This is a genomic window from Leucogemmata humicola, assembly GCF_055379415.1.
Map to the genome: position 1 here is coordinate 2,664,309 of NZ_AP040875.1, position 17,693 is coordinate 2,682,001.

11 protein-coding genes are annotated in these 17,693 nt (G+C 62.8%); 4 read left to right on the plus strand and 7 right to left on the minus strand.

Going from position 1 to position 17,693, the window contains the following annotated elements:
* Positions 1 to 45: 45 nt before the first annotated feature.
* The 5 genes from AC6H4Z_RS11035 to AC6H4Z_RS11055 all read right to left on the minus strand — a co-directional run bounded on the left by AC6H4Z_RS11035 (position 46) and on the right by AC6H4Z_RS11055 (position 8,317).
* Positions 46 to 3,711, minus strand: coding sequence for a carboxypeptidase-like regulatory domain-containing protein (locus AC6H4Z_RS11035; protein WP_497546805.1), 3,666 nt, complete (start codon positions 3,709 to 3,711; stop codon positions 46 to 48).
* Positions 3,708 to 5,567 (minus strand): hypothetical protein, encoded by a 1,860-nt coding sequence (locus AC6H4Z_RS11040; protein WP_497546806.1) that lies wholly within the window; start codon positions 5,565 to 5,567, stop codon positions 3,708 to 3,710. Before AC6H4Z_RS11040 ends, AC6H4Z_RS11035 begins: the two co-directional genes overlap by 4 nt.
* Entirely contained in the window at positions 5,557 to 6,075 is a 519-nt protein-coding gene (locus AC6H4Z_RS11045) for an RNA polymerase sigma factor (protein ID WP_497546807.1), read from the minus strand. The genes AC6H4Z_RS11040 and AC6H4Z_RS11045 overlap by 11 nt, the downstream gene beginning before the upstream one ends.
* A gap of 74 nt (positions 6,076 to 6,149) precedes the next feature.
* The gene (locus AC6H4Z_RS11050; RefSeq protein ID WP_497546808.1) at positions 6,150 to 7,787 is read right to left on the minus strand and encodes a hypothetical protein; all 1,638 of its coding nucleotides are present in this window, start codon (positions 7,785 to 7,787) and stop codon (positions 6,150 to 6,152) included.
* Entirely contained in the window at positions 7,784 to 8,317 is a 534-nt protein-coding gene (locus tag AC6H4Z_RS11055; protein ID WP_497546809.1) for an RNA polymerase sigma factor, read from the minus strand. Before AC6H4Z_RS11055 ends, AC6H4Z_RS11050 begins: the two co-directional genes overlap by 4 nt.
* A 119-nt stretch (positions 8,318 to 8,436) precedes the next feature.
* Here AC6H4Z_RS11055 and AC6H4Z_RS11060 point away from each other — a divergent pair, with 119 nt between their 5' ends.
* Positions 8,437 to 9,813, plus strand: a complete 1,377-nt coding sequence (locus tag AC6H4Z_RS11060) for an OFA family MFS transporter (RefSeq protein ID WP_497546810.1) — start codon at positions 8,437 to 8,439, stop codon at positions 9,811 to 9,813.
* Between the two features lie 10 nt (positions 9,814 to 9,823).
* Positions 9,824 to 9,946 (plus strand): MFS transporter small subunit, encoded by a 123-nt coding sequence (locus tag AC6H4Z_RS11065; protein ID WP_497546811.1) that lies wholly within the window; start codon positions 9,824 to 9,826, stop codon positions 9,944 to 9,946.
* A gap of 62 nt (positions 9,947 to 10,008) precedes the next feature.
* On the opposite strand, the gene AC6H4Z_RS11070 is transcribed toward AC6H4Z_RS11065, so the two are convergent.
* Positions 10,009 to 10,890: a hypothetical protein gene (locus AC6H4Z_RS11070; protein WP_497546812.1), complete on the minus strand. Its 882-nt coding sequence runs from the start codon at positions 10,888 to 10,890 to the stop codon at positions 10,009 to 10,011.
* 115 nt (positions 10,891 to 11,005) lie between these two features.
* Complete coding sequence (locus AC6H4Z_RS11075) at positions 11,006 to 13,258, minus strand: S9 family peptidase (protein ID WP_497546813.1); 2,253 nt, start codon at positions 13,256 to 13,258, stop codon at positions 11,006 to 11,008.
* A gap of 225 nt (positions 13,259 to 13,483) precedes the next feature.
* Here AC6H4Z_RS11075 and AC6H4Z_RS11080 point away from each other — a divergent pair, with 225 nt between their 5' ends.
* Together AC6H4Z_RS11080 and AC6H4Z_RS11085 are read left to right on the plus strand one after the other, a co-directional pair.
* Positions 13,484 to 16,885 carry an amidohydrolase family protein gene (locus AC6H4Z_RS11080; protein WP_497546814.1) on the plus strand — a complete coding sequence of 1,134 codons (3,402 nt, stop codon included), beginning with the start codon at positions 13,484 to 13,486 and terminating at the stop codon, positions 16,883 to 16,885.
* Between the two features lie 293 nt (positions 16,886 to 17,178).
* Positions 17,179 to 17,691: a GbsR/MarR family transcriptional regulator gene (locus AC6H4Z_RS11085; RefSeq protein ID WP_497546815.1), complete on the plus strand. Its 513-nt coding sequence runs from the start codon at positions 17,179 to 17,181 to the stop codon at positions 17,689 to 17,691.
* Positions 17,692 to 17,693 lie beyond the last annotated feature (2 nt).

Sequence of the window (17,693 nt, forward strand, 5' to 3'; positions counted from 1 at the left end):
TGACGATACCACTCCGGCCCGGCGCGCGCCAACCCGGGGGGCGACCTACCGAAGTATCACGCCGCTGTTGTCGCCCGCCGTCGATGACCGGAGGAACTTGAGCACGCGGGTATCGAGATAGTTGGCGATTTGCATCGGCAGCTTGCGGCGCTGCGACGATGTCAGGACGTCGTTCACATTTGGAACGAGCTCCAGCAGATAGTCGACGGTTCGTTCGCGCGCTGAGACGTACCGATCATAGGCGCGACCCTGGCTGTACGCGTCCGGCAGGGCTGCGAGCTCGATCGAGATTGGCGTCCAAATCGAATCCGCGAAGGTGGCAAAGGCGTGGCTCAACGTTGCGAGACTGTCCGCCTGCGTCCGCGACAGAAACAGCGAGTCTGCCGACTGAAGGATCATCGACATCGGATTCGGGATCGAGCTGATGCCGAGGATCTTCATCGACTCGGAGGTCTGCTTCGCGCCCGGGTGTCCGCGTCCCAGGTCCAACCGCTGTGAAAGCAGCTGACGTTCGCGTGGCGCGCCGATATCGAGCTGCACCGAAAGACTGATGAAGGGAAGCAGCTGCGCCGTCGACTGCTGCGGGCGTGTCGATCCGAACCGTTGATTCACCTCGTACTTGAACTGCTTCGTTCCCGGATCGAAGCCACGGACATAGAGCAAATTCTGATCGGGCGCGATATTCTGCCCCCATCCATGCGCTCCGTTGCTGCCATGCAGGGCCAGGTCCGCGAGGGCGAACGGATTCTGGACCGCGAACATCACCGTCGCACGCTTCGGGAGGCCGATCTTCTGCGGATTGAGCTTGATCCCGAATCCGCCTGTCGCGGTCCACGGCGCCTGACAACTGCCGCGCGCCGCGAGCGCGCCGAGCTGTCGGTCGAGACAGTCGCGAGCGGCACTGGTGCCGGACGACAGCAAGGAACGCATCGCCGCGGCCGTCGACGAATCGAGACTGCCCCTTGGATCGAACACGAATGCGCGGTCGTTTGCGACTCCGTCGCCATTCACGTCGCCGCCGACCATCGGCGTGTATCGCGGGCCGGACGTCAGTCTCACATTAGCCGTGAGATAGAAGATGTCTCGAATCGGAAAGTCGCTCCACTGTAGGAGCAGTGTGTGGCGTCCTGGCGCGAGGTGCGGCCCCCAATACCTATCGAGCGGATTGCTCGCAGTGCTCGTGAAGCCGTAGACCATCTCGTTCACGTCGACCAGCGTGTAGCTCAGATCCCATTTGAGCCGCGGGTTGACCGTGACGGGCTTCAGGTTCACAGTGAGCTGACGCGAGTTGACGCGCAGATCGGAGCGTTGCGTCCACACGTGCTGAAATGCCGACGATACGCGCCCCGCGCTCGGCGCGATGGCGCCTGTGGTCGGAACGATCGTGGTCGGGTCCGCGAAGATGGGACGTCCGCCCTCATCGCTCAGCTGAAAGCGCGCGACTGGGTCGAAGTTCGCATCGATCTGCCCCGTCTGCGCGATTCCAGCCGACGCGATTCCCTGAACGCCAAGCACAAAACGGTTGTCGAGCACGGGGCCAGACCAGTCAGCTGCCGCGCGCACGGATTGCGGCTGGCGAAAGCGTGAGTCGAAGAGCGTCACGTTTGGCGCCGCGGTGGCGAACCCGGGTCCAGTCGAGCCGTCGGCGCAGCGCGACGGAATCGAGCTCCGATCGGTGACGAATGCATTCCAATCGGGGAAGGGTACCGCCGAGCCGACGCACGTGATCGTTTGCGTCGACGTCGACAATCCCGTGGATGCTACCGCGGAACTGATCAGCTGCGACGGAGCCATGTTCTGGAATACGCCGACACCGGCGTGGATGACGGCGCGCGGCGGCCGGGCAGAGCCGGGCGCATATGAGATCTTTGGTGAATCGCCGTAGTACCACTGCACGCCGACGCGTGGACTGACATAAGCGCGGTTCGGAACGACGTCGTTGCGGAGGCCAAGTGCGTCGCTCACCGCGGAATTGAACCCCGGCGTCGAGAGGAAGTGATTCACGTCGACGCGCGCACCGTACTGCACCTGCACGTTTGGCGATGGACGCCAGTAGTCGCCGAGCGATGCGGCGCCGGTCAGCTGACTGCCCGCGCGCGTGTTCTTTGCCAGCGTTCGCGTGAAGCTGCTCGCGCGGCCGGCCTCCAGATCCGCGAGCGAATTGAACGCGAACGAACCGAGCAGACTCGGCGTGAGGTCGACCGAGAACGCGTCGCGCGACACGCTGGATGTCAGCTTGATCGTATGCTTGCTGTCGAGCGAGAACCAGCTCAACTGGTTGGCGAGTTGAATCGCTTGATCTGACGACGACGAGAGCGAGGCGTTGCCGCCGAACGTCAGCGACTTCACTGACGCGCTCCCGCCGGGCAGGATCGAGCTCACACGCACCGTGCCTTCGGGCAAGTTCTCATACGGCTCGGACGAATTGTTTGTCGTGGCAAGCCCGAACGTCGTCTTGGACAGCACACCGAACCAGAAATAGTTCGTGTGAGTGAGTGCGACGTTCGCGCCCCAGAGATTCGCCTCGCCCGCATGCGCCGGCGTCGTGAGCAGCAGCCCTCCGCGACTCACAGGCTGCGTCCGCTGGACATTGCCCCCGCCGCCGAGCGTAAACGAATGGCCGGCGCCAGACGCGCTCGGCGAAAGATCGATGTTGCCAAAGATCTGCGCGACGTCCTGCGATTGAAGAGTGGGCGCGGAGGCGAAGGTCAGCGGAACATGTTGGTTGCGTAGGATAGCGAGCAGCCGGTCGGCGGAATCTGGGGCGACGCCCGCTGCCGCGAGGCCCGCCGGACTCGTGTTGAGCAAAGTCTGAATATCGCTGAACCGCCTGCCAATGTTGTACGCCGAGTTATAGAACGAACGATCCATGGCGATCGGGCCGGCGGCGTTGCCTCCCAGGCGCATGAACGTGTACTGCTGTCCCTGTGCTGCGGCTGTCGCATCCGGCCACTCGAGCGACGGGCTGATGTCCGAGTTGGTCATCGCCCGGCGGGAGAAGTTCGAACCGGGGATCGTCTGGATCGCTATCTGTGCGCCGCTGAACCCACCTTTCGCCGGGTCGAACGTGTACGGAAGAATCGATGTCGTAGCGAGAATGTCCGGCGGCAGCGCGCTGATGCCGGAGCCGAGTCCGTTGAACGTCGTATTGTTCTGATCGCCCGACAGGCCGAGCAGCGAGAACATGTCCGCCGCACCATCGAGGCCGGGAATGATTTGAATGCCGGAGACCGTGGCCGCCATTTGCGCGAGATTGCCTGCTTGATCCGGGGGCAGCCCGTTGTTGGCGAGCGGGCGTTCACCCCCTCCAACGTCAGGCGCGTTGCCGTTCCGATTCGGCAGCGCGCGATTGCCCTGACCCGTCACCTGCATCGCGCCGAGTGTCTGCACCGTGGTCGACATTCGCGCGTCGCCGAGGAGTACTTCTTCGTCGCCGATACGTTTGATCTCGTATCGCTTTGGCGCGAAGCCGATCTTGGTGAAGTCGAGCCAGTAGTCGCCCTCACCGTTGATGTAGACGATGGTGTATGAGCCTCGCTTGTCCGTCGTCGCGGTCTTGACCACGCCGCCCGCGTATGATGTCGCGCGCACGTTCGCACCCTGGATCGGTACGGAATCGGGGCCGGTCACTCGGCCGCGAATGACGTCTGTCTGCTGCGCTGCGAGTGGCGCAGCGACGAGCAGGAGCGAGAGTGCGACGCGCGCGTTCATCGGGGAAGCCGTGTGCGCTCGAGGGTGAACCCGTTCGTGATGTCGCCGCTCGTGAGATAGACGACGCCACCTTTCGCGAACCCGGCGATTGCGCGACCGAGCGGCAGTCGCACTCGCTGGAAGAGCTCTCCCTTCGCGTTGAGCACGTCGTACACGAGTTCTCCCTTCTGTGAGAGTTTCGTCGTGCGCGGTAACACCCAGAGGTTGCCGTCCATGTCTCCGACAGTGGAACCGGGCCGAATTGCCGCGTCGTAGTCGTCGATGCCGCCGCTGCGATACAGATCCGCGAGCGGAGGACGTGGCGTTCGCATCACGCCGAGCGCCGCGCCGACCAGGTTGTTCTCGAAGTGCGTACAGTTGCGAGGCCCGCTACTGCTGTTGGTATCTGGCCGCGACGCCGCGGCCGCGTTACCGCCGCGCGCTACGGCTCCTGGTGGCGGACTCTGATTGTCGCAGGGGCCATCCACGAACGCGATTTCCGCGAAAGGATAGCCCGTAGCGAGCAAGTCGTTTTGCGCCGTGCGCACTGAATCCGCGAGCCGCGCTTTGTCGTCGTCGCTTCGCCGCTTCCAATCGAACGGCACCTTCGGGCTCGAGCTGGCATCACCGTCGCCTCGAAGCCAATCGATGTGATAGTCATGGCCACGCACGAAGGCGACCGCTCCGTTCGAGAGCACGGCGAACTCGTCGTCGCTCTGCAGCGGATCGAGTGCGATCAACGTGGTCACGTGACCGTCGGCGCTCTTTTCGGTCGTGAGCTTCATGAACGGTCGAGCGACTTGGCCGATCGTGTCGACGCGCCGCTGTGCCAGATCCGCGCGCATGATCGGTAGGGAATCCTTGTATTGATAGTCACCTGTGCGAAGACGAATGGGCGGGCGGCTTGCGCGAATGATCAGTCGGCCCTGGGCGTCGACACCGGTATACCCGCTATTCACCGCGCCGAAGTACCCGCGACCAGGGATGTCTACCGCGCGCGCGACCTGGCCGTGTGCGTCGAGTAGCAGCATTGTTTGCGAGTTCCACTCCGCGATGAGCGAGGAATCGCCGAGGTACGGGATGAGCGGCGTTCCGAGACGGCCGTAGCTCGTCGCGCTGCCGGGCACCGAATCTCGCACGATCGTCGACGTCGACAACGTCGAGTCGAAGAGCTTGAGCTGACGTCGGCGAGCATCATTCACGAGCACTTTACCGTCGGGCGCCTGCTTGAGGCCGAGGATCGCGCCGAACGTCTCCGCGGTGCGCAGCGTTGCGGCCGGCAGGTCGATGACGGGAACTACCTTCTGCAGCGGTGCCACGTGCGGCGCCGGCGTGGCCGGTCCACAGCTGAACGCCGCGAGCGCCGTTCGCACCGGCATCGCACGGAGAATCGCGAACGCCGACCCAGACTCAGGCGCGCGCGTGGTCGTGCTCACATTGTGCTCGATCCGGGCGACATTTGCCGTCATGGAATCGACTTCTGCTTCGGCCGCAACCAACGATGCTCGCGCGGATGCGCCCTGCTGCGCCGCGAGCTCGACGAGTCCGGCGCGCGTGCGAGAAAGCTCACGGCGTAACGTCGCCAGTTGATTCGTCACCCGACCCGCGGTCGCGGCAATCTCGTTGCGCTCACGCTCCCCCTGCACGCGCGCCGATGCGTATCCAGTACTCGTTCCCCAGACCATCCCGACGGCGAGTAGCAGCATTGCCGCGATGACTGACGCGCCGGCAACGGCGAGCCTTCGCGGCGAATACCACGGACGCTCAATGTGTCGCGCGGGATTCGTCGTGACAGGTGCATGGAACGGCGGCGTCACCGAGGAGACTCGGTCGGCCAGTTTGTGAAAGCGCGCGCGGAGATCGTCGTCATTCTGCATGATTGCCGTTCTCCCCGAGGATTCGGCGCAGCTGCGCCTTGCCTCGCTCGTAGTGCACGCGCGCCGAACCCACGGACACGCCAAGCACGCTGGCGGCATCCGAAATTGTGAGGTCCTGATAAAACACCAGATGGAGGACCTGGCGCTGGCGCGACGAGAGTCGCTCGAGCGCGGCCATCAATTCGCGCGATGATTCGTCGAGGATTATCGGTTCCAGGCCGCTGTGTGGAGCGCTTTCCGCCGCGGGCTCGTGTCTCAGCGCCCCAAGCGTCAGCGCTGAGCGAATCGCTTGGCGACGTCGCTCTTCACTTGCGGTTCGTCGTATGACGCCGAAGAGGAAGGTTTGGAACTGAGCGCGCCCGTCGAATCGGGCACGCCCGTCCATCAGTTTGAGATAGGCGGTTTGCAAGACATCCTCCGCGGCGGTTCTGTCCCACCGGCAGCACGCGAGCGCCCAGCCAAAGGCTGCCCGGTGATGGTGGGAGAGTTGTTCGTCGAGTTCGGCCACGATCGACGGGTGAAGGGTCGGGGTATGCAGATGAGTGACCCGACCCGCCGATGTGTATGACACGCCGTCTCGAACTACTTCTTCGCCGCGCCGCCAAGCGACGTTCGCTCGAGCGTGTAGCCCGTCGCGATGTCGCCCGTGGTCATGTAGACAACGCCGCCTTTGCCGAAGCCGGCAATCGCACGTCCCGCAGGAACTCGCACGCGCTGGAACAGCTCGCCGTTGGCGTTGACGACGTCGTAGACCAACTCGCCGTGCGGTGACAGCTTCGTCGTGCGCGTGAGGATCCACAGGTTTCCGTCGCGATCCGCCATCGTTCCGCCGACGGAAATCGGTGGATCGTAGTCGGAAATTGCACCAGCTCGTGCAAGGTCCAACATCGGAGGAATCGCAGGCAGGGTTCGCCCGGGCCCGCCGCCGCCGGTGAGCATCTGGGTACATCCGCCCTCGGGCGGAGGCGCCCCGCCGTTGCCCGATCGACCACTGCCTCCACTGCGACCACCACCGTCAGCGGGGCCTCCACACGACATAGGTCCGCGCGTTCGCAATTCAGCGTATGGATAGCCGGCCGCGAGCAATGCGTTCTGCGCACCGCGTACCGAGTCAGCGAGTCGCTGCTTATCATCGTCCGTGAAGCGCTTCCACTCGAACGGTAGCTTGGCCGTCGACCTGAGTGAGCCGTCTGGTTGAATCCAATCGACGTGGTAGTCGTGGCCACGTATGATCGCGAGGGCGCCCGTCGACAGTACGGCCCATTCGTCAACGGGCTGGAGCGGATCGACGGCGTAAACGCGTCCGCTCGATCCATCGCTGTATTTCTCGCTGCTCACCGCGATGAGCGGTCGAGCGAAGCGCGCAATCGTGTCTGTCCGTCGCTGATCGAGGTCCGCGCGCACGATCGCGATCGAGTCTGGATAGTCCAGCCCCGTTGGATTGGCGCTGTGTACAGCATTCCGCGCGGCGCGAAACACGATACGTCCCTTGGCATCGACGCCGGTCCCTGGAGCCGAGATGGAGCGGAAGTCTCGCTGGGATGGCAGCGCGAGACCACGCGCGATCTGCCCGCGTGCGTCCAGCACCACGAGTGACTGTGCATTCCAATCAACGAAGAGCGACGAATCGCCGAGGAAGGGCATCAAGGGCGCTCCACGCGGACCGTAGCTGTTGGATTGGCCAGATGTGGAATCCAATGCGACGGTCGACGTCGCGAGCGTCGAGTCGAACAGTTTGAGCTGGCGATGCACGGCGTCGTTCACCAGGACCTTGCCGTCGGCAGCCTGTCGCACGCCGAGAATCGCTCCGAATGTCTCAGGCGCTTTGGCGGTGGCCGGCGGCAGATCGATCAGCGGAATGCCCCGCTGAATCTCCGCGACCTTGGGCGGAGGCGCGACCGTCCCGCAGGTGAGCGCGGCGATCGCATTGCGTACGGGCATCGCTCGCAGCAGATCGAGCGGCGACCGATCGCCGCCGCGATGCCGCTCGTCGAGTCCTTCAGCCGACGCGTAGCGTGTGTTCGCCCCGAGCACCAAGCCGACCGTCAACATGATGACCGCACCCATCGCCATGCCAACGACCATTCCAAATCGTCGCACATGATTCATGCGCCGAGCAGCGCCGAATTGAACCTCACTCCGAAACGCTCGCGCAATCTCGCGCTCCAACGATGCGCGGAACTCCGGAGTCGGCTCGTGGTTGTCGGTGAAGTCAGTCATGCGAAGCCCCCTCGTTCGACCTTCAATGTGATTTCCAGTTCCTTGCGAAGCCGCTCGCGGGCGCGACGTAATCGCCCTTCCACAGCTCGCTCCGAAATTCCGTACGCCGCGGCCATCTGTGCGACCTTGATGCGATCGTAGTGAAACGTCTCCAACAGCTGCGCCTCGGCCGTGGGTAACCGCAGTAGCGCCTGCCGCACCACCGACGCGATTTCCTCAGAGTCGCTCACCGTATTCGCCTCCACCGCCGCGAACACCTCGGCCGGCGACACTGAATCGAGCGGCACTGTCTCGCGCCGCCTGAGGTGATTCAGAATGAGATTCCGTGCAACAGTCGTCAGCCAACCCAGTGGATTGTCGGGCACACCGCTGCGTCGCCAGTCGCGCACCGCGCGCAGCCAGGTTTCTTGTGTCACATCTTCGGCAAGCTCCCGCTGACCATCACACCTGCGCGACACGAAGCCGTACAGGACATTGATGGTTTCGCCGTAGATGCGGCGGAGCTGCTCTTCGGTGATTTGCTCGTGCATCCGTTGGGCTTGGGTCCGTACCTTATGACACATGATGGGCCAAAAACCCACGCGGACCGTAGACGCGCGGCGCGATTGTTCGCAGAATCAAGTACATCCGATTCCGGAGATGAAGGCCGATGGCGCTGCTATCCTTTCTCGACCGTGAGCATTCAGTCGCTGGAGACAACTACTCGCGCTGGTTGGTTCCGCCGGCGGCTCTGGCCATTCATCTGTCGATTGGCCAGGCGTACGCCTTCAGCGTCTTCAATCTTCCGCTATCTAAGCTCGTTGGCATGACCGACTCCGCGCCAACGGATTGGAAGCTGAGCACACTCGGCTGGGTGTTCAGCGTCGCGATCGTCTTTCTCGGGCTCTCGGCGGCGGTGTTCGGCGCGTGGCTCGAACGCGTCGGACCGCGGCGCGCGATGTTCGCGTCGGCCATTTGCTTCGCGGGCGGATTTCAGGTCGCGGCACTCGGCGTCGCACTGCACCAGTTCTGGCTACTGTTGCTCGGCTACGGTGTGATCGGCGGAATCGGGCTCGGACTCGGGTACATCTCGCCTGTGTCGACGCTCATCAAGTGGTTTCCAGACCGTCCGGGTATGGCAACGGGCATGGCGATCATGGGCTTTGGTGGCGGAGCGATGATCGCGTCGCCTCTTTCGACATTGCTCATGGCGCGTTTCAAGACCCCCACGTCGCAAGGGGTTGCCGAGACGTTTGTGGTGATGGGATTGATCTATCTCGCGTTCATGATGTTCGGCGTGTTCAGCGTTCGCGTGCCGAAGCCCGGTTGGCAGCCGGCTGGTTGGACCAAGGCGCCATCGGCAAAGCGTATGATGACCGCCGGTAACGTCACCGTCGACCGCGCCGTGAAAACGCCGCAGTTCTGGCTTCTGTGGGTCGTGCTGTGCATGAACGTCACCGCGGGAATCGGCGTGCTTGGCCAGGCATCGCCGATGATTCAGGAAATGTTTCCGGGCGTGATCTCGGCAGGTGCCGCGGCGGGATTCGTTGGGCTGCTCAGTCTCGCCAACATGGGCGGGCGTTTCTTCTGGTCGTCGCTGTCGGACGTCGTTGGTCGCAAGACCGTCTACGCGACCTTCTTCTTGCTCGGTGGAATGCTCTACGCAGTGATTCCCGCCACGGGCCGAGCGGGAAGCGTCACGCTGTTCGTGCTCGGCTACGTCGTCATTCTCAGCATGTATGGTGGTGGCTTTGCGACTGTCCCGGCGTACCTACGCGACATGTTTGGCACCGTGCAGGTCGGCGCAATCCACGGCCGATTGCTCACCGCTTGGTCGACGGCCGGTGTGCTCGGCCCCATGCTCGTGAACTACATCCGGGAATATGAGATTGCACATGGCGTCGCAAAGGCCGACGCTTACACGACGACCATGCACATCATGGCAGGGCTGCTCGTCGTCGGTTTCGTCTGCAACCTCCTGGTGCGTCCGGTCGACGAGCGCCACGTCGAGGCGGAGCAGCCTCTGATGTCTCCCGCCAATGCCTGAGGATCATTCGATGAACTCGCGATCGCCCAACTCAATCGGCGTCAAGCTGCTGCTCGCCTGGTCGCTCGTCGGCCTCCCGCTGGTGTGGGGCGTCTGGCAGGTGTTCAAGAAATCGCTCGATCTATTCAAATAGCCGGAAACGACGAAGCCCCCGACCATGCGGTCGGGGGCTTCGTTGCGAGCGTCGGTCGCGACCTACTCGACCTTGAACTCCTTGACCATGCCGTGAACGATGTGCGGCTTGCCGTCTTTGGCGTCGGGGATGAAGCAGGCGAGGGCATAGTTGCCGGGCGTCAGATCGACGTCGAAGTACGCGGAACCACCGGCGGCCACACCAGCCACGCCGCCGAGCGAGTTGCCAGGAACCGTGGCGCCGGGCGTGTAGACCGCCGCATCGATGTCCTTGAGAGTCTTGCCTGGGGCAATGCGGAAGACCGCAACCTCGTGGGTCTGCGGGCCCTTGTTCATGACCTTGATCGTGTGATGGCCGCTCTTCAGATCACCGGTCGTGGAGAACGCGTAGTCCGCTACCGTCATCGTCAGGTCGGCAGTCGGCTCCGTCGAGGGTGCCGTTGACGCGACCACTGTCAGCGGACGCACCATGCCTTTGGCCATGTGCGGCGTGCGGTCCGGCGTGTCGACGAAGCACAGCATCACGTACAGGCCCGGCTGCATGTTCACCGCACCCACGGTGCTCGCGCCTGGATCGGCCGCGTTGGGTCCACCGACTTCAACGAGCCACTTCGGCGGCGGCCCCTGCGACTTCATCGCGTTGGCGACGTCGGCCATCGTCTTGCCGCTGTCGACACGAACGAGCGAGAGGTGGTGCAACGTGCTGCCGCCGTTTGTCAGGTGAAACGTCGTCCAACCGGCCTGAATCGTATCTGGTCCGGCAAACGCGAAATCCGTTGCCTTGACGGTTGCCGTGCGAGTGGCGGGATCATAGCTGCCACCGGCGTTGGCGACCGCGCCAGTCTGAGCAACCTTCGATGAGTCTGGCTTTGCTGCTTCCTTCGGACTGCACGCGCAAAGGACGGCTACGCTCGAGAGCGCGATCGCCGCGATGGAACGTTGCATGTTTCCTCGTGTGGGGTGTCGATGTGGGGCGGGATTCCAATTGCGTGGAACCCTGCACACTGTGCGGCTCGCTGTCAACTCCGAGAACCGCGCGTGACGTACGCCTGGCGCGTTGTTACGGTTTCATCGACTCCGGCGCCGATGGACGACTCATCCACCGGTTGAGAAAATTGAATTCGACGTCGGTCACGAGGAGCATGCTCTGCATGTTGTAGATCGCGCCGTGACGCCCCGGCGGATAGATGCGTGCTTCGATGTCCTTGCCGGCGTTCGTGAACGCCGTGAACAGCTGCATGGTGTTTTGCGGATGGACGTTGTCGTCCATCATCGAGTGAATCATCAGCAGCTTGCCCTGCAGCTTGGGCGCGTTGACGACCACGGAGCTCTGTTCATACCCCGCCTGATTGTCGCCCAAGATCGACATGTACCGCTCGGTGTAGATCGTGTCGTACAGCCGCCAGTCGCCGACACCGGAGTTCGATAGGCCAACCGAGAACACGTCGGGGTACATCTCCATTGTGATCATGGTACTGTAGCCGCCGTAGCTCCCGCCCATGATGGCGATGTGCGCGCCATCGACGAACGACATCGTCTTCAGATACTTGGCGGTCTCCGCAAAGTCTCGGCTCTCGTATTTGCCGAGTTGCTTGTAGACGACCTTCATGAAGTCGCGGCCGTAGTTGTTCGAGCCGCGATTGTTCACGTTCACGACGATGTAGCCGTGCTGCGACAACCACTGCGTCCAGCCATTCGCGTCGAACGAGTCGTACACGCCCTGCGATCCCGGACCGCCGTAGATCCCGAACACGACAGGGTACCGCTTGGCGGGATCGAAGGGAGTCGGCTTCACCATCGACGCATCGATCTTCACCCCGTCCGACGTCGTGAAGCTGAACATTTCCGGCGCCGCATACTCGTGCGTGGCCAGCCACTTCGTGGTGCCGTCGTTCGTCTCCATCGTCCGCAATTTGCCGCTGGCGGTCGACCAGATCTCGACCTGACGCGGTTGTGTCGTTGACGACCAGCGATCGATGAAATACTCGGCGTTGGGCGACATGTCGATGCTGTGTCGGCCTTTCGTCGTCGTGATGCGCTTGAGGCCGGAGCCGTCGAACTTCACCTGCCAGAGTTGGCGCTCGAGCGGCGACGGATCGGTCGACGTGAAGTAGATGATCTGATTCTTCGAGTCGGTGCCTTCGATGCGCGCCACGGTCCAGCTTCCGTGCGTGACCTGCTGAATCAGCTTGCCCGAGTAATCGTACCGATAGATGTGCTGATAGCCATCGCGATCCGACACCCAGAAGAACTCATTCGCATTGGAAGGGAATGACATCAAGTCCTGCACGCCGGCGTAGAAGTCGTACACGTCGATCCAGGTCTTGGACGTCTCCTCCATGACCTGACGCGATCCGCCGGTGTTCGCATCGAAGAACAGCAGCTTCATGTCGTTCTGTTTGCGATTGAGCACAATCACCGCGAGCGTATCCGGGCGACTCGTCCAATAGATGCGCGGGATGTAGAACTCACCCGTCTGCTTGGGATCGAGCCAGATCTTCTTTCCGGTGCGTGGATTCACCACGCCGATCTTCACCGTCGGATTGGAATCGCCGGGCTGCGGAATGCGAACGTGATCCCACTTGGGATGCAGACCGCTGTAGTCGGTGAGCTGAATCTCAGGCTCCTTTCGCTCATCGACTTGCCAGAAGGCGATGTGTCGGCTGTCCGGCGACCAACTCCACGCCTGCGCCAGGCCGAACTCCTCCTCGTACACCCAATCAAAATGGCCGTTGTAGACGTGCTCGGTCGCGTCGGTCGTCAGACGCTTTTCGGTGCGCGTGCGAAGGTCGAACACGTACATGTCGCCATTGCGTTCCTCGCCCAGCATGCTGCCGTCAGGCGACAGTTCGGCGGTACGCGCGCCTTTGCCGGCGAGTTGCAACGACTTGTTCGCGAGGTTGTAGACGTGAAAGTCGGAAGTTCCCGAACGCCGATACAGCTCCTGGAAGTTCGACTGAAACACGATGTTCTTGAAATCGCGCGCCCACTGGAACGACTGATACTCGAACGCGTTCTTCGTTCCGGGGACGGTCAGTCCATCGCCGCTGAACAGCAGCGTGTCGCGCCCGGTTACGGGATCGTACGCACGGATCTGTGAGCGACCCGCGGAATCCGTGGTCGTAAACGAAAAGCGTTTGCCGCCGTCGATCCAGACGACTCCGCGCGGCCCGTTGCGGCCGGAGAGAATGCCCCCGGCCGATAGCGCCTCGCCGATGTTGGCGAACCGCTCCTTCTGCTGCGCGGCGGCAATGGGAGCAATGACAACGAGTGCGATCTGCGCACAGAGCGCGACGCGAGTGGTATTTCGCATTCGATAGGTTTGTAACGGTGTAGTGGGGCGACGTAAGGCGCCGAAGACAGAAAATCTATCGGTGCCCGCGGTGGAACCGGTCGCCCAATCGTAAGGATTCCTTGTGTGGCCGCCTCGAGCATAGCCGCGGGCATCTCGCCATCTTGCTGCAGGTATCGCCTCGTCCCATATCTAGAGGCGATTTCGATCGCTCTTCCCCAACAACTCTCTCGAGAGAGACGAATCATGCGCCGCATCACGCGTCAAGTCGCATTCGCCGCGACGATCGTTGCCATCGGCTCACCAGCCCTCGCCCAACGCGGCGGTCGCGGAGGAGGAGGCGATGCCGCGGCCGGTGCGGGCCTGCCGCTCACGCCGACCAAAGCCCTCAAGTTCACGACCGACGAGGGCACGTGGCTTTCGCTCGACCTCTCGCCCGACGGTCGAACGATCGCCTTCGAATTGCTCGGCGACATCTACACGATTCCGATCGAGGGAGGAAAGGCGACGCGTCTCACGAGCGGTCAACCGTTCGACGCGCAGCCCCATTACTCGCCCGACGGCAAGTCGATCGTGTTCGTAAGCGATCGCAGTCAGTCGGACAACCTGTGGATCATGAATGCCGACGGGACCAACCCGCGCGCATTAACGCGAGAGAATGACCAGAAGTTCCAGTCGCCCGCCTACACGCCCGATGGCAAGTACATCGTCGCGTCCAAGGGCAACGACATCTTCATGTATTACGCAAATGGCGGTACGACCGCGGGCATGCGCCTCACCGGCGACACGGCCGCTGCCGGTCGCGGTGGCGCTGCACCGGGTGGTGGACGGGGCGCCGCTGCGCCGAACGTCTTCCTCGGACCGACGCCGAGCAAGGATGGTCGATACCTGTACTTCGCCATGCGCAACAGCACGGGCGGCGGATACAACCAGACCGCACTCGGCTGGCAGATCGGCGTGCTCGATCGCGAGACGGGCGGCATCTTCACGAAGACCAACGCGGTTGGCAGCGGCATGCGTCCGGAGATCAGCCCCGACGGCCGTTGGCTCGCGTACGCAACACGCAACAACGCCGAGACGTCGCTGATGATCCGCGATCTGTCGAACGGCGATGAGCGTTTGCTCCTCCCGAAGATTCAGCGCGACGATCAAGAGTCGCGTCCCAATCGCGACGTCGTGCCGACGTATTCGTTCACGCCCGACAGCCGGTCGATCGTGATCGGACATCACGGTCACTTCTGGCGCGCGAACGTTGCCGACGGTAAGGAGACGATGATTCCGTTCACCGCCGACGTCGACATGATGATCGCCGGTCCGCAGAAAGAGACGTATGCGATGAACGACACGGCGCTCACGGTGCACCAGATTCGTGACGTCGCGGCGTCGCCCGACAACAAGCGCATGGTGTTCGTTGCGCTCGACCGCCTCTGGATCATGGATCTGCCCGGCGGCACGCCGCGCCGGCTCATTCCGAATGAGAACGTTGGCGAGTTCCAGCCGACGTGGTCGCCCGACGGTCAGTACATCGCGTACGTGACGTGGAATGACCTCGACGGCGGATCGGTGTCGCGCGTCCGCGCCGACGGCGGTCAACCTGAACGCCTGAGCAACAAGCCCGCGTACTACGAGAAGCCCGCGTACTCGCTCGACGGACGTCGGATTGTCGTCGGCCGCGGCCCACGCAACATGCGAAAGGATCTCGAGGAACTCGAGCGTCCGCCCGCACAGGCCGTGGGAGTGGAACTCGTGTGGCTTCCCGGAACCGGCGGTGCGGAAACGCTCATCTCGCCGATCAACAATTTCGGACGTCCGCACTTTGTGCGCGGCGACACCGTTCGCGTGTACTTCTCCGAGGGAAGCAGCCTCGTGTCGATGCGCTGGGACGGCACCGATCAGAAAACGATTCTGCGCACCGGTGGCGGCGGCGGTCGTGGGGGCGGTGGTGGTGGCGGCGAGTTGATCATGGCGCCCGACGGCAGCAAGGTGCTGATGCAAGTGACCGATCAAGCCGGCCCGCGGGTGTACGTCATTCACGAAATTCCAAAGACGGGCGTTGCGCCAACGATCAACGCGACGAATCCCGCGCAGTCCGAGGTTCCGGTTCGTAAGGCGACCGGCGTTGGCGGTGAGTTCGCGGGGTGGTCGGGCAACGGATCGCAGATCTACTACGCGCTTGGGCATTCGCTGTTCACCTACGACCTCGCCGCGGCGGATGCCGCAGTGCGCGACTCCGTAACACGCGCCGAGGCGACGCGTGACACGACGGGCGGTGCGGCGAATGCGGCGGGCGGAAACGCCGGTCGCGGAGGTGGACGCGGCGCGGCACCAGCCCGCCCGATCTACGAAGCCACACGACGCGACATCGCGATCACCGTTCCGAAGGACAAACCGCAGGGAACAGTTGCCTTGCGTGGGGCGCGCATTCTCACAATGAAGGGCGCCGAGGTCATTCCAAAGGGCGACATCGTGGTGAAGGACAACCGCATCATCGCGGTTGGCGCGCAAGGGAAGGTGAACATTCCGAGCGGTGCGAAGATCATCGACGTTACCGGCAAGACGATCCTGCCCGGCTATGTCGACGTGCATGCTCATATGTGGCCGGCGTTCGGCATTCACCGTTCGCAGCCATTCGAGTATCTCGTAAATCTCGCCTATGGCGTGACGACGACGCGCGATCCGCAGACGAATACGACTGACGTGCTGTCGTACGAAGACATGGTGGAGACGGGCGACTTCATCGGACCGCGCATTCTGTCGACGGGTCCGGGTGTATTTGCCCAGACGCAGATCAAGTCGCTCGACGAAGCGCGCGAAGTGCTCAAGAAGTACTCGGAGTTCTACAATACTGAGACGATCAAGCAGTACATGGCCGGCGATCGTCGCACGCGTCAGTTCATCATTCAGGCGGCGCGTGAGCAGCACCTCACGCCAACGCTCGAGGGTGGGCTCGACTTCAAGAAGAACCTCACCGAGGCGATGGATGGCTACGCCGGCAGCGAACACACGCTGCCGATCGCGCCGCTCTATAAGGACGTGCTCACGCTCTATGCGAACTCGGGTACCACGTGGACGCCGACGCTCATCGTGCAGTACGGCGGTCCGTGGGCAGAGAACTATTGGTACGAGAACAGCGACGTCGTGAACGATCCGAAGCTGAACCGCTTCACGCCGCGCGAAGTGGTCGAGCGAAAGACGCTGCGTCGCCCAGGCTGGTGGGCACCGTCACAGTGGTCGTTCCAGCTCTTCGCGGAACAAGCGGCCAAGATGGTCGCCGCCGGTGGTCGCGTTGGCATGGGCAGCCATGGCCAGCTCCAGGGACTCGGCGCTCAATGGGAGATCTGGAACATCGCGTCGGGCGGCATGCCGAAGTACGACGTGCTTCGCGTCGCTACGATCTTTGGCGCCGAGGCGATTGGTCACGAAAAGGACATCGGTTCGCTGGAAGCAGGGAAGTTTGCGGACCTCCAAGTGCTCGACAAGAATCCGCTCGACGATATCAAGAACACCAACACGATTCGGTATGTGATGAAGAACGGCCGCATGTACGACGGTAACACGCTCGACGAAGTCTGGCCGCGTCAGAAACAGATTGCACAGCTCTGGTGGTGGAACGAGCCGGTGCAGGCGGGGCAGCAGAAGAAGAACTAGGGTTTAGGCGCTAGGCGCTAGGCGCTAGCCGCTAGACACAAAGAAGGCCGATCGCGGCGTTGCCGCGGTCGGCTTTTTCTTTGCTTCCCTTCGGGTCCTTCATGACCTTCGTGACCTTCGTGGTTCAATTCGCTTCAGGAACCACGAAGATCACGAAGGACACGAAGAAGTCCAAAGACTGATCGATTATGTCGTGTTCTCCGGTCCGCTAAGGACGCATCCCGGCTGCCTTGCCTCCCCAGGCGCGCATCAGTATCGTTCAGTGCATACTGAACGAACTGAATGGAGCGTACATGGACCGAGCCGCCAGCACTTTCATCGATCGGATGGGCCACGCCGCCGAGTCGGACGGCCTGTCGCCCATCGCGGGTCGGCTCTTTGGAACGCTCCTTCTCAGCGACGAGCCCCAATCCCTCGACGAGCTCGCTGAAAGTCTCGGCGTGAGCAAAGCCAGCGTAAGCACCGACGCCCGCCGGCTACTCGAGCGCGGCATCGTCGAGCGAGTTTCACGGCCCGGCGATCGACGCGATTACTACGAGCTCGCCCCCGATTTCTTCGCCCAGGTCATTCGAAGCCGCGTCTCGCGCTGGCGCCGGCTGCACGACCTCACGCGCGATATGCAGGATTCCTCGCCGAACCTCGCACCTGTGGTCAGGAAGCGCATGGCCTCGATCGACGCGATTCACTCTTTCGTCATCGAACGCATCGATCAGGCGCTCGTCGATTGGGAGCATCAAGCGCGTGCGGCCGCGCGACCGCGGGGCGCCCGAGCCAAGGCGGCGGGCAAACGACGCACAGCCGTATAGGA